Below are 13,847 nucleotides of genomic sequence, written 5' to 3'. Positions count from 1 at the left end.
AAAATCTAGAAAGCTATTTTCAGCATGGTTGTTCCAATCTGCTTTTACAAACTCTTGAAAAACAGAACTGAAAGAGGAATTATGAATTTACACCAACCTTTAACGGTTCTGCCGGGTGTGGGGCCGAAATCTGCTGAAAAATTTACTAAGCTAGGAATTGACAGCCTGCAGGATTTGTTGCTCTATTTTCCATTTCGCTATGAAGATTTTAAAAGTAAAAATGTATTAGAATTGGAAGACGGCGAAAAGGCAGTTATTTCAGGGGTGGTGGCTACACCAGCAAATGTCCAGTACTATGGCTACAAGCGCAATCGCCTGCGTTTTACCATAAAGCAGGGAGAGGTGGTACTTGCAGTCAACTTCTTTAACCAACCTTATCTAGCAGACAAGGTAGAGGTTGGCTCAACCATTGCTATTTTCGGCAAATGGGATAAGGTAAAAGCTAGTTTGACCGGGATGAAAATTCTAGCACAAGTAGAAGATGATTTGCAGCCAGTTTATCGAGTAGCTCAAGGGATTAGTCAAGCCAGTTTGGTCAAGGTCATTAAGACAGCCTTTGACCAAGGGTTGGAATTGCTCTTGGAGGAAAATTTGCCCCAAGTGTTGTTAGAACGCTATCAGTTGCTAGGACGGAGTCAGGCAGTACGGGCAATGCATTTCCCAAAGGATTTGGCAGAGTACAAGCAGGCTTTGCGTCGGATCAAGTTTGAAGAGCTTTTTTACTTTCAAATGCAGTTACAGGTCCTAAAGAGCGAAAGCAAGAATGCGAGTCAAGGGTTAGCTATTCCTTGGCGAGGTGATTTATTAGAAAAAAAGCTGACACTGCTACCTTTTGAATTGACAGCTGCCCAGAAGCGGAGTCTTGATGAAATTCTACAAGATATGAAAGCACCAACCCACATGAACCGGCTTTTGCAGGGAGATGTGGGTAGTGGAAAGACGGTGGTTGCAGGTTTAGCCATGTATGCTACCTATACGGCTGGTTTGCAGTCTGCTCTTATGGTACCGACTGAAATTTTGGCAGAGCAGCATTTTGATAGCTTGAGCCAACTTTTTCCTGAACTACGGATAATTCTGTTGACAGGAGGAATGAAGCCGACAGAACGCAGACAAGCACTAGAAGCGATTGAGGCTGGTCAGGTAGATATGATTGTCGGTACTCATGCTTTGATTCAAGAAAGTGTGACATATCATCAGCTTGGTCTGGTGATTATTGATGAACAGCACCGCTTTGGAGTGGGACAGAGACGAATTTTGCGAGAAAAAGGAAATAATCCTGATGTGCTCATGATGACTGCAACGCCCATTCCTAGGACGCTTGCTATTACTGCTTTTGGTGATATGGATGTGTCAATTATTGACCAAATGCCAGCTGGGCGTAAGCCGATTATCACTCGTTGGGTCAAGCATGAGCAGCTGGAAGTAGTTCTGGATTGGTTGAGGAAAGAGCTGCAACGAGGTGCTCAGGTCTATGTCATCTCTCCTTTGATTGAGGAGTCGGAAGCTCTGGATCTGAAAAATGCTATTGCTTTGGAAGAGGAATTAAAGGCTTATTTCGGTGACAAAGCACAAGTAGCTCTGCTACATGGTAAAATGAAGAGCGAAGAAAAAGATACCATTATGCAGGATTTTAAGAAAGGAAAAATTGACATTCTGGTTTCCACGACTGTTATTGAAGTCGGTGTCAATGTGCCCAATGCTACGGTCATGCTAATCATGGATGCGGACCGATTTGGGCTCAGCCAGCTTCATCAGTTACGTGGTCGAGTAGGACGTGGAGATAAACAGTCTTATGCGGTTCTTGTAGCCAATCCTAAGACAGAATCTGGCAAGAAACGCATGAAAATCATGACGGAAACGACTGACGGTTTTGTCTTGGCTGAGGAAGATTTGAAAATGCGTGGTTCTGGTGAAATCTTCGGCACTCGTCAGTCCGGTTTGCCGGAATTTCAGGTGGCAGATATTGTAGAGGATTATCCAATTTTAGAGGAGGCCAGAAAAGTCGCCAGTCAAATTGTGTCCACTCCTGATTGGCGAACGAATGCAGATTGGCATATTGTAGCGCTTCATTTGGACAAGCAGGACTACTTGGATTGATTTTAGTTTATCATCATATATAAACCAAAAAACTTCACCATTTGGATGAAGTTTTTTAAATTAAGTTTTCTGAAAGAAATCTATAAGCCTGCTTTAAGTTTTTCGGGCTATACTAAATTCATCAAAAAGAAAGAGGTAAGTCCAATGACAGTAAACATTAAAGTACATTATAACAAAACATTCAAAAAATCAGGAAAGGAATCAGAAATATATGGCAAATAACTAAAAACAAAAGAGCTAAAAACTTTTTTTCATAAATCTCCTAAACATAAAATATCCTAAGAAGCTTCGAAATATCGGAGCTTCTTATCTATGTAAAATTAACCTTCAATATAGTTTCTTAAGGCTTGTCCTCGCAGCCCAGCATTCAGAGCAATCAAGAGTTTGATACGAGCTTTAGGAGCATTGAGCTCTTTGACAAACATAATGCCTGATTCGTGTAACTTCACGCCGCCCCCTTCATAAGCGTAAACTGGCTCTGCAATGCCGTTAAAGCAACGAGATACAAGTGCAATTGGCAGCCCAGAATTCGCAAGTTGACTGAGCTTTTGGGCAACTTCTTGTGGGAGATTCCCAGCACCAAAGGCTTCAACGATGAGACCGTTTATCTTTTCCAAGTCTAACATATCAAGCAGTTCAGTTTTCATTCCAGCATAGGCTGGGATAATCGGTACTAACCCAGAAATTTTATCTAAATGAAAACGAACGCGTGGTTCAGCTGTTTTGAAATAGAGGATTTCTTGCTTCATAATCAGTCCGAGTGGTCCATGAGTTGGCGTTTGAAAAGTGCTGACATTGGTTGTATGCGTTTTGGTCACGTATTTGGCAGCATGGATTTCATCATTCATAACCACCAGAACGCCTTTTCCGCGTGCCTTGTCATCGCTTGCTACCCGAAGTGCAGATAAGTAATTGTAAACTCCGTCACTTCCTAGTTCATTGGAGCTTCGCATGGCACCGGTCAAGACGACAGGGATATCTGGAAGTTCCATGGTATCCAAAAAATAAGCTGTTTCTTCCAGAGTGTCCGTTCCATGAGTAATGACAACCCCGTCAAAATGCTTCCCGTCTGTCTTGATTTTTTGATACAATTGTAGCATGTGCTGTGGTGTTATGTGAGGGCTAGGAATATTGAAAACATCAAGAGCCGTCACTTGAATGCCTTCTAGAGGAACTGCAATATGGTTCATGGGATTGTGTTCGTTTGTGATGACTTTTCCAGTAGTATCCGCCTGCATGGAAATAGTACCGCCAGTATGTAAAACTAAAATTCTTTTGGTCATAAGTGAGCTTCTCCTGAATCTATGCTATAATTATTGTATCATAAAAGAAAGAGATGAGAAATGAATGGAAATCAAAGCAGTCTTCTTTGATATTGATGGAACATTAGTAAACGATAGTCGGACGGTCTTGAAATCCACAGAACAAGCAATTCATAGTTTAAAACAGCAAGGTATTTTAGTTGGTTTAGCGACAGGTCGGGGTCCCTTTTTTGTTCAATCCTTTATGGAACAGTTGGATTTAGATTTTGCAGTGACCTATAATGGACAATATATTTTTTCAAAAGATAAAGTCATTTCTGCGAAGCCAATTGATAAAACCAGTTTGCGTCACCTGATTCAGTATGCTCGCCAGCATAAAATAGAAATCTCGTTTGGAACAAAATCAGGAGTGATTGGCTCTAAAATCATGAGCTTTGGCATGAGCAAGTTTTCTCAATGGACCAGTCGTTTTGTTCCGAAGAAGATGGCATACTTGGTAAATAAAAGTTTCAACAATGTGGTTAGCAAGGCACTTCCTCAACAGCAGGATGATTTATTGAAATCCATTCAAGAGCCGATTTATCAAGTACTGATGCTGGCAACACCAAAAGAAACACAAACTATCGAAGCGGATTTTCCAGATTTAAAGTTTACTCGTAGCAGTCCTTTCGCAGCTGATATTGTCAATCAAGGAATGTCAAAGTTAGAAGGAATTAAGCTCGTTGGAAAAGAATACGGTTTTGACATCAATCAAGTCATGGCTTTCGGTGATTCTGATAATGATGTTGAGATGTTAGCGGGCGTTGGCATGTCTATTGCCATGGGAAATGGAACCAGTCGAGTGAAAGAAGTTGCAAAACACACAACCAGTAGCAATAGTCAGGATGGGATTCATAAAGCTTTGGAACACTTTGGCATTTTAGCGAGTGAAAAAGTCTTTATCAGTAGTGACCACCATTTTAATAAGGTCAAAGAATTTCATGGGATAATGGATGAATGCACGCAGGAAGAGCCCATCCTGTGGACAACAGAGGGTGCTCGTCATCGTGCAGGTTTCAAGGTAGAAGAGCTAGTGGAATTTTTACGTGCAGCCAGTCCGTCAGAAGAGGTCTTTGAGCAGTCTGTTCAATCTTTGCACGAAGCTGTGAACAAAGCTGCTGAAAAAGTCAAAAAGAAGAGCAAAGCAGAGATGTCCTTAGTTGGGCAAGTAGATGCACTGATTGATATGTTGTATTTTACCTATGGTAGTTTTGTTTTAATGGGAGTAGATCCGGAATACTTGTTTGAGATTGTCCACCGAGCCAATATGGGTAAACTCTTCCCGGATGGCAAAGCGCATTTTGATCCTGTCACCCATAAAATCTTAAAACCAGATGATTGGGAAGAAAATTATGCCCCAGAGCCAGCTATAAAAAAAGAGCTTGAACGTCAAATTCAAGCCTATCAACGAAATTGCACGAAAAATGTAGAATGAAAAAGAAGAGAGCTTGGTTTATGCCAATCTCTCTTTATCTTTGTATTATAATGTTTTTTCTTTATCACGGACAACAAGCAAGTCAACTTTTGCGTGACGCAAGATGTATTCAGATGAAGAGCCAACCAGTAACCGTTCAAAGGCGTTAAGCCCAGTAGCACCAACCATGATGAGGTCAACTTTTTGTTCTTCTGGAATATCTGTTGCAAGAAGGGTTTTCGGATTTCCCATTTCAACAACTGTGACAACATTTGCCACGCCGGCTTCTTTGGCTTTTTCAGCATATTGATCCATGAGTTTCTTTGCATCTTCTTGCAATTCTTCATAGACTTCTGCATCAAATGTAGAAACGCTTTGCAAGGCACGTGTATCAATTACATGGGCAATCGTTAGGCGTGAATTATTTCTAAGCGCAACATTTACACCCTTTTCAAAGGCAAGCTCAGCTTCGTGAGAACCGTCAACAGCGACCATAATGTTTTGATATCTTTGTAGCATAGGAATACCTCCATTCTTTCTTTAGTTATATTGTAACCCTTTACATGAAAAAAGTAAAGCATTTTCATGCAGACTTTACAAGAAGTTTTTTAGATTTTTTAGAAAAATTGCGTTATAATAAATTGACTCTTTTGAAATGAGGAAAAATTCGATGAAAGAATTTAATAAATCAACAAAATTAGAACATGTGGCTTATGATATTCGGGGTCCCGTCTTAGAAGAAGCAATGCGGATGCGTGCAAATGGTGAGAAAATCCTTCGGTTGAACACAGGAAACCCTGCCGAGTTTGGTTTTACGGCACCAGATGAAGTGATTCATGATTTAATTATGAATGCACGGGATAGTGAGGGCTATTCAGACTCGAAAGGGATTTTTTCTGCTCGGAAAGCTATTATGCAATATTGCCAGTTAAAGAATATTCCAAATGTTGATATTGACGATGTCTACCTTGGAAATGGGGTTAGCGAGTTGATTGTCATGTCTATGCAAGGTTTGCTAGACAATGGTGATGAGGTGCTGGTACCTATGCCGGATTATCCTCTCTGGACGGCAGCGGTCAGTTTAGCGGGAGGAAATGCAGTTCATTATCTTTGTGATGAAGCGGCAGATTGGTATCCAGATATTGATGACATTAAATCAAAAATTACCTCTAATACAAAGGCTATTGTCGTTATCAATCCAAACAATCCGACAGGAGCCTTATATCCTAAGGCAGTGTTAGAAGAACTTGTTGAAGTTGCGCGGCAAAATAATTTGATTATTTTTGCGGATGAGATTTATGATCGTTTAGTAATGGACGGTGAAAAGCATATAGCTATCGCAAGTTTAGCTCCTGATCTTTTCTGTGTTAGTATGAACGGTTTGTCTAAATCGCACCGTATTGCAGGTTTTCGTGTCGGATGGATGGTGCTATCTGGACCAAAATATCATGTAAAAGATTACATCGAAGGGCTAAATATGCTGTCAAATATGCGTCTGTGTTCAAATGTCCTATCTCAGCACGTGGTACAAACATCGCTTGGCGGTTATCAATCAGTAGATGAATTGCTGCTTCCTGGCGGACGGATTTATGAGCAACGGAATTTTATTTATAAAGCTATCAATGAAATTCCAGGTCTATCTGCAGTAAAACCTAAAGCAGGGCTTTACATTTTCCCTAAAATTGATAGAGAAATGTATCAAGTAGATGATGACGAACAATTCGTGCTGGATTTCTTAAAGCAAGAAAAGATTTTACTGGTGCATGGACGGGGCTTTAATTGGAAAGATCCTGATCATTTCCGGATTGTTTATCTGCCTCGTGTAGATGAGTTAGCACAAATCCAAGAGAAGATGACTCGTTTCTTAAGGCAATATCGGAGATAATAGAAAGCGAGACAGACTCGCACGATTGCTGACGCATTCACCTACTGCATCGTCAATTTATTACACAGTGTGCTATGAAGCTGGAGACTTTCGTCCCAGCTTTTTGTGATAATATGGAGGAGTGAGAAGGCTAGCCAAGCTAATTGCACACAATTGTATCTCAATAAACAATTTTCAGATAATTGTTGAAGATTAAAGCGCTTTATGATATAATCAATAAGATTATATGCGAGGTAAATTATGGCAAACTTATTAGCAAAAACACGAAAAATTACATCTATTTTGCGTCGTTCAGATGAGCGATTACAGGATGAATTACCTTACAATGCAATTACCCAGCAGCTAGCTGAAATCATGGATTGTAATGCTTGTATTGTAAACAGCAAGGGGCGTCTTTTGGGGTATTTTATGCGCTACAAGACGAACAATGACCGTGTGGAAGCATTTTATCAAACGAAAATCTTCCCGGAAGAATATGTTCGCACAGCGAATTTAATGTATGACACAGAAGCCAATCTTCCTGTCAATCATGATTTGTCAATTTTTCCTGTCGAAACCAAAGATGAAATTCCAGACGGCTTGACGACAATTTCACCTATCCATGTTTCAGGGATTCGCTTAGGAACTTTGATTGTTTGGCGCAATGATAAAGAATTTGATGATGATGATTTGATTTTGGTTGAAATTGCAAGTACAGTGGTTGGTATTCAGTTGCTCAACTTCCAACGAGAAGAAGATGAAAAAAATATTCGTCGCAGAACAGCGGTAACCATGGCTGTGAATACTCTATCTTATTCAGAATTACGAGCTGTTTCAGCAATTTTGGGTGAATTAAATGGCAATGAAGGTCAATTGACAGCATCGGTCATTGCGGATCGTATTGGCATTACTCGCTCAGTGATTGTCAATGCTCTGCGTAAACTAGAGAGTGCAGGCATTATTGAAAGTCGTTCTTTGGGAATGAAAGGAACCTATCTTAAAGTCCTTATTCCCGATGTCTTTGAAGAGATTAAAAAGAGAGATTACTGATGACAAAAGCATTGATTTCGATTGATTATACGGTGGATTTTGTGGCAGATGATGGCAAGTTGACAGCTGGAGCTCCAGCTCAGGCAATTTCTGAAGCTATTGCCCAAGTGACCGAGGCAGCTTTTGAGCGAGGAGATTATATCTTTTTTGCCATTGATGCCCATGACGAAGGAGATACTTTCCACCCGGAAAGTAAACTCTTTCCACCACATAACATCAAAGGCACTAGTGGACGTAACCTTTATGGACCGTTGGCGGATTTTTATCAGGAGCATAAAGCAGATTCTCGCGTCTTTTGGATGGATAAACGGCATTATTCAGCTTTTTCGGGAACAGATTTGGATATTCGTCTGCGAGAAAGAAAAGTTGACACGGTGATTTTGACTGGTGTTCTGACGGATATTTGCGTTCTCCACACAGCTATTGATGCCTATAATTTAGGGTATCAAATTGAGGTGGTAGAGTCTGCTGTAGCTTCTCTTTCGGAGGAAAATCATAAATTTGCACTAAACCACTTGCAAAATGTTTTAGGTTCGACTATAATAGATAACAATTTAAAAGTAAAAAAGCAGTAGAGTAGGTTTGTTGACTTGAACAGAGAGTGCTGAAAGCTGAGAGCAGCACCAAGGAAGCAAAATCCGAAGAACATACTGTCAATGATATAATGGTTTTTTCTATGCTATTTATGGTAAAGGATGATATTGTCTAAAACTATTATATCATTGCAAGAAATTTGTGTGAATCAAAGCGCAAACGTCTGCTCACGTTACGAGCTAGAGGTTGCAATGCAACGAATAACAGTGGTACCACGGCTTTCGTCTGTTTTACAGGCGGAAGCCGTTTTTCTATAGCTCTTAATGTTTTAGCGTTTAGAGCTATGGTTATAGATTTACGTAGTAAAGTCAATGTTCCTTATAATTCTTAGTACTTAGAGGAGCGGTTGCAATTTTGTTAGTTGGACAAAAGCTGTAAACAAAAAATGATTCCTACTTTTAGTATCTAGAGCTACGGGCGTAGATTTCTATAAGTAATTTGTGGCAAGTTGACGATTTAACTGAAATGAATTTAGAAAGAGGTAGAGAATATGAAAGAAGTTTTTATTGGAAACTACGGTTTGGAACAAGTTGGTCAGAAAATGATAGCGACTGGGTGGGTTGCAAATATCCGAAATCATGGGAAATTGGCTTTTATAGAGCTACGAGACCGAGAAGGACTGCTTCAAGTTTTTGTCGCAGGTGATAGCTCGGCTTTTACTGAAATTGATCATCTACATAAAGAAGATGTGATTTCTGTTACAGGAGAAGTTGTCGAGCGAGAAGCCCGCTTTGTCAACAAAGCTATCAAGTCTGGACAGGTGGAGCTGCGAGCAGAGGCAATTCAAATCCTTGCAAGCAGTAAGCCTCTTCCTTTTGAACTTGATCAGCACGCTCATACAGGAGAAGAGTTGCGGCAAAAGTACCGCTATCTGGATTTGCGTCGAAGTAAGATGACAGAAAACCTCAAACTTCGTCACCAAGTAACCAGCACAATTCGTGACTACTTAAACGGTAAGGATTTTCTGGAAGTGGAGACACCTTATTTGACGAAATCTACACCGGAAGGAGCCAGAGATTTTTTGGTTCCTAGTCGAGTTTTTAAAAATCAATTTTATGCCTTGCCTCAAAGTCCGCAAATGTTGAAGCAACTTTTAATGGGAGCTGGTCTGGAGCGTTATTATCAAATTGTTCGTTGTTTCCGAGACGAGGATCTACGGGGAGACCGTCAGCCTGAATTTACTCAGGTCGATATGGAAATGAGTTTTGCTAGTGAAAAAGACATTCGCATGCTTGTAGAAGAGATGCTCAAAGCGGTTGTCAAGAAAACTCATGGTTTGGAACTAACAGAAGCATTTCCAACTATCAGTTATGAAGAAGCTATGAGCCGCTTTGGTACAGATAAGCCGGATACGCGATTTGATTTGGAATTGAAAAATCTGACCAATCTCTGTCAGGATAATTCTTCTCTTTTGCTGAAGCAGGCTTTTACTAATGATGAAGAATTATGGGGCATCTGTGTTCCTGATGCTGCGGATTCTTTCACGAAGAAGCAGCTCAGTCATTTCTATCAGGAAATGAAAGAATTTGGAGCTAGTAGGTTTGCTAGTCTTAAGGTGGAAGCAGGTGAATTTCAAGGGGATTTGGCTTCGACTTTTGAAGCAGAAGCAGTTGCCTTCATAGACCAATTTAAAGCGCAAGACGGTGATTTGCTTTTACTGGTCATCACCAAGAGAAGACAAGCTCAAGAAGCCTTGGGGCACTTGCGATTGGAGATTGCCAAACAATTAGATTTAATCGATCAGAGCCGACTGGACTTCCTTTGGGTATTAGATTGGCCTTTGTTAGAGTGGAATGAGGAGCAAGAACGCTATCAAGCTATGCACCACCCGTTCACCCAAGGAGTTTTTGAAAATGAGCAAGAAGATTTAGCTTCAATCAAAAGCCATGCCTATGATATTGTCCTTAATGGCTATGAAATTGGAGGCGGTAGTTTACGGATTCATGATCGAAAGAGTCAAGAAGCCATGTTTGAACTCTTGGGCATGGAAAAAGAAGATTACGAGCGTGACTTTGGCTTTTTCTTAGAAGCGCTTGATTATGGTTTTCCGCCGCATGGTGGTCTAGCACTGGGCTTGGATCGACTGGTTATGATTTTAGCTGGTGAAGAAAATATCCGTCAGGTCATTGCCTTTCCTAAAAATGGAACTGGTTTTGATCCTATGCTAGAAAGTCCCAGCCAAGTAGATGCGAGTCAAGTGAAAGAACTTCATTTGGAATTGAAGAACTAAGCCTATTTGTGATAAAATAAGAAGATGGTTGTTTTTCGGTTATGCTGAAAAATAAAAGAAGAGAAAGGAAACAGAGATGAAAATTACTCAAGAGGAAGTAACGCATGTTGCCAACCTGTCAAAACTAGCTTTTTCACCTGAAGAAACAGCAGAATTTGCGACAACTTTGTCAAAAATTGTGGACATGGTGGAGTTGTTAAACGAAGTTGATACAACTGGCGTGCCTTTTACATCAAATGTTGCAGAAAATGTCAACTATATGCGTGAAGATGTAGCAGTTGCAGGTTGGAATCGAGAAGAACTTTTCCAAAATGTGCCTGAAAAGGAGCGAGGCTATATCAAAGTGCCTGCTATTCTAGATGACGGAGGAGATGCCTAATGACTTTGAATCAAAAAACAATTGAAGAATTGCATAATCTCCTTGTCAAAAAGGAACTTTCCGCAGTTGAGCTGACGAAAGCTACTCTGGAAGATATTAAGAGTCGAGAAAGTGAAGTTGATAGCTTTATTACGATTAGTGAAGAAGAAGCATTGGCGCAAGCAGCAGCAGTAGATGCGAAGGGAATTGATGCAGATAATCTTATGAGTGGGATTCCACTAGCTGTTAAGGACAATATTTCTACTAAGGGGATTCTGACGACAGCTGCCTCCAAGATACTCTACAATTACAAGCCGATTTTCGATGCAACCAGTGTGGAAAAACTCCATGAAAAAGACATGATTGTCATTGGTAAGACCAATATGGACGAATTTGCCATGGGCGGCTCCAGTGAAAATTCTTATTTTAAGACTACGAAAAATGCTTGGGACGCTACAAAAGTTCCCGGAGGCTCATCTGGTGGTTCAGCGACAGCAGTTGCTTCTGGTCAGGTTCGCTTGTCTTTAGGTTCTGATACCGGTGGCTCTATCCGTCAGCCAGCTTCCTTTAACGGAGTGGTCGGACTGAAGCCAACTTATGGTCGTGTTTCTCGTTTTGGACTCATTGCTTTTGGGAGCTCGTTGGATCAAATTGGACCTTTTTCTCGGACGGTTAAAGAAAATGCTCAGCTTTTGGGCGTAATTGCAGGAAATGATAAAAAAGACTCAACCTCTTCTCAACGAACTGTTCCTGATTTCACTAGTAAGATTGGTCAAGATATTAAAGGATTGAAAATTGCTCTTCCGAAAGAATATATGGGCGACGGGATTGATGAAAAAGTCAAGGAACGCATTTTAGCGGCTGCCAAGCATCTGGAAAGTTTGGGAGCGATTGTTGAAGAAGTTAGCCTGCCCCACAGCAAATACGGGGTAGCAGTCTATTATATCATCGCTTCTTCTGAAGCCAGCTCTAACTTGCAACGTTTTGACGGGATTCGTTATGGCTATCGGGCAGATGAGATTGAAAGCTTAGAAGATGTTTATGTCAAGTCTCGTAGCCAAGGTTTCGGTGAGGAAGTGAAGCGCCGAATTATGCTAGGAACGTTTAGTCTATCGTCTGGTTATTATGATGCTTATTTCAAGAAGGCGGGTCAAGTTCGGACGCTCATTATGCAAGATTTTGCCAAAGTATTTGAAAAGTATGACTTGATTTTGGGACCAACTGCACCGACGGTTGCTTACGACTTAGGAACTCAAAGTCACGATCCAGTGGCTATGTATTTGGCTGACCTTTTGACGATTCCGGTCAATTTAGCAGGGCTTCCTGGCATTTCCATTCCAGCAGGCTTTGCGGATGGTCTGCCGGTTGGGCTGCAATTGATTGGAAATCATTTTGATGAAGAGACGATTTACCAAGTAGCAGCTGCTTTTGAAGCAACGACAGACTACCACAAGCAAAAACCAGTCATTTTTGGAGGTGAAAAATAATGAACTTTGAAACGATTATTGGACTAGAAGTCCACGTTGAATTAAAAACAAATTCAAAAATTTTCTCACCAGCACCAGCTCATTTCGGAGAAGATCCAAATACCAACACCAATATCATTGACTGGTCTTTCCCAGGTGTCCTGCCAGTGATGAACAAGGGCGTGATTGATTACGGTATCAAAGCTGCTCTGGCGCTCAATATGGATATTCATCAAAAAATGCACTTTGACCGCAAGAATTATTTTTATCCAGATAATCCTAAAGCCTATCAAATTTCTCAATTTGATGAGCCCATTGGCTATAATGGCTGGATTGAAATCGAACTGGAAGACGGGACGACTAAGAAAATTCGCATTGAGCGGGCTCATTTGGAAGAGGACGCTGGCAAGAACACTCATGGCAGCGATGGTTATTCTTATGTTGACCTTAATCGTCAAGGGGTGCCTTTGATTGAGATTGTTTCAGAAGCTGATATGCGCAGTCCAGAAGAGGCTTATGCTTACTTAACGGCGCTCAAAGAAATTATCCAGTATACGGGTATTTCTGACGTCAAAATGGAAGAAGGCTCCATGCGCGTGGATGCCAATATTTCTATCCGTCCTTATGGTCAAGAAAAGTTTGGAACCAAGACAGAATTGAAAAATCTTAATTCCTTCAATTTTGTTCGCAAGGGATTGGCTTTTGAGGAAAAACGTCAGGCTGAGATTTTGCGTAGCGGTGGTCAGATTCGTCAAGAAACTCGCCGTTACGATGAAGCAACAGGTGAAACTCTTTTGATGCGGGTCAAGGAAGGCTCAGCTGATTATCGTTATTTCCCAGAGCCAGATTTACCAAACTTTGAGATTGATGACAGTTGGATTGAGGCGGTGCGTTCAGATTTACCAGCCTTTCCAAAAGAACGTCGGGCTAAGTACAAGGCAGACTTTGGATTGTCAGACTATGATGCTAAGCAATTAACAGCAACGAAGAACATCTCAGATTTCTTTGAAGCTGCGGTGACAGCGGGAGGAGACGCAAAATCTGTGTCAAACTGGCTCCAAGGTGAGGTCGCTCAATATCTCAATGCGGAAGGTGAAACCATTGAAGAAATCGGTTTGACACCAGTCAATTTGACTGAAATGTTGAGTTTGGTGGCAGACGGTACGATTTCCTCTAAAATTGCCAAAAAAGTCTTTGTTCATTTGGCGAAAAATGGTGGGTCAGCCAAGGAATACGTTGAAAAAGCTGGCTTGGTGCAAATTTCTGATCCAGCACAACTTCTGCCAATCATTCAAGAGGTTTTTGCTAACAATGAAAAAGCTCTTAACGATTACAAGAGTGGCAACAAAAATGCAGCCAAGTCCCTGATTGGTCAGCTCATGAAAGCTACCAAAGGTCAAGCCAATCCACAAGTAGCTCAAAAGCTACTTAATGAGGAATTGGCGAAGTTGTAAAATCTAAAAAATCAGTCGT

At 41.0% G+C, this 13,847-nt stretch carries 11 protein-coding genes; 9 read left to right on the top strand and 2 right to left on the bottom strand.

Features of this window, described 5'->3' with window-relative positions; genetic code table 11:
- Positions 1-81: 81 nt before the first annotated feature.
- Positions 82-2,097 carry an ATP-dependent DNA helicase RecG gene (gene recG, locus EHW89_RS07205; protein WP_126467564.1) on the top strand — a complete coding sequence of 672 codons (2,016 nt, stop codon included), beginning with the start codon at positions 82-84 and terminating at the stop codon, positions 2,095-2,097.
- A 320-nt stretch (positions 2,098-2,417) separates the two neighbouring features.
- Here the strand turns inward: recG and EHW89_RS07200 are convergent, their stop codons facing one another.
- Positions 2,418-3,380 carry an asparaginase gene (locus EHW89_RS07200; protein WP_022526540.1) on the bottom strand — a complete coding sequence of 321 codons (963 nt, stop codon included), beginning with the start codon at positions 3,378-3,380 and terminating at the stop codon, positions 2,418-2,420.
- A 64-nt stretch (positions 3,381-3,444) separates the two neighbouring features.
- Here EHW89_RS07200 and EHW89_RS07195 point away from each other — a divergent pair, with 64 nt between their 5' ends.
- Positions 3,445-4,833 (top strand): Cof-type HAD-IIB family hydrolase, encoded by a 1,389-nt coding sequence (locus EHW89_RS07195; protein WP_126467562.1) that lies wholly within the window; start codon positions 3,445-3,447, stop codon positions 4,831-4,833.
- Between the two features lie 45 nt (positions 4,834-4,878).
- On the opposite strand, the gene EHW89_RS07190 is transcribed toward EHW89_RS07195, so the two are convergent.
- Positions 4,879-5,331, bottom strand: coding sequence for a universal stress protein (locus tag EHW89_RS07190; protein WP_126467560.1), 453 nt, complete (start codon positions 5,329-5,331; stop codon positions 4,879-4,881).
- 151 nt (positions 5,332-5,482) lie between these two features.
- Between EHW89_RS07190 and EHW89_RS07185 the strand changes: the two genes are divergently transcribed.
- The 7 genes from EHW89_RS07185 (at position 5,483) to gatB (ending at position 13,828) form a co-directional block, all read left to right on the top strand.
- Positions 5,483-6,697 carry a pyridoxal phosphate-dependent aminotransferase gene (locus EHW89_RS07185; protein WP_126467558.1) on the top strand — a complete coding sequence of 405 codons (1,215 nt, stop codon included), beginning with the start codon at positions 5,483-5,485 and terminating at the stop codon, positions 6,695-6,697.
- Positions 6,698-6,937: 240 nt separating this feature from the next.
- Complete coding sequence (gene codY, locus EHW89_RS07180) at positions 6,938-7,726, top strand: GTP-sensing pleiotropic transcriptional regulator CodY (RefSeq protein WP_126467556.1); 789 nt, start codon at positions 6,938-6,940, stop codon at positions 7,724-7,726.
- A complete protein-coding gene (locus EHW89_RS07175; RefSeq protein WP_022527097.1) occupies positions 7,726-8,301 on the top strand; it encodes a cysteine hydrolase family protein in 576 nt (191 codons plus the stop codon). The genes codY and EHW89_RS07175 overlap by 1 nt, the downstream gene beginning before the upstream one ends.
- Positions 8,302-8,810: 509 nt before the next feature.
- Positions 8,811-10,550 carry an aspartate--tRNA ligase gene (aspS, locus tag EHW89_RS07170; RefSeq protein ID WP_126467554.1) on the top strand — a complete coding sequence of 580 codons (1,740 nt, stop codon included), beginning with the start codon at positions 8,811-8,813 and terminating at the stop codon, positions 10,548-10,550.
- Positions 10,551-10,626: 76 nt separating this feature from the next.
- Entirely contained in the window at positions 10,627-10,929 is a 303-nt protein-coding gene (gene gatC, locus EHW89_RS07165; protein WP_003028817.1) for an Asp-tRNA(Asn)/Glu-tRNA(Gln) amidotransferase subunit GatC, read from the top strand.
- The gene (gatA, locus tag EHW89_RS07160; protein WP_126467552.1) at positions 10,929-12,395 is read left to right on the top strand and encodes an Asp-tRNA(Asn)/Glu-tRNA(Gln) amidotransferase subunit GatA; all 1,467 of its coding nucleotides are present in this window, start codon (positions 10,929-10,931) and stop codon (positions 12,393-12,395) included. Before gatC ends, gatA begins: the two co-directional genes overlap by 1 nt.
- The gene (gene gatB, locus EHW89_RS07155) at positions 12,395-13,828 is read left to right on the top strand and encodes an Asp-tRNA(Asn)/Glu-tRNA(Gln) amidotransferase subunit GatB (RefSeq protein WP_126467550.1); all 1,434 of its coding nucleotides are present in this window, start codon (positions 12,395-12,397) and stop codon (positions 13,826-13,828) included. Before gatA ends, gatB begins: the two co-directional genes overlap by 1 nt.
- The last annotated feature ends 19 nt before the right edge of the window (positions 13,829-13,847 follow it).

Source organism: Streptococcus periodonticum, from assembly GCF_003963555.1.
Lineage (GTDB): Bacteria > Bacillota > Bacilli > Lactobacillales > Streptococcaceae > Streptococcus > Streptococcus anginosus.
The sequence above is the reverse complement of the archived record's forward strand: the minus strand, read 5'-3'. Positions and strand labels throughout refer to the sequence as shown.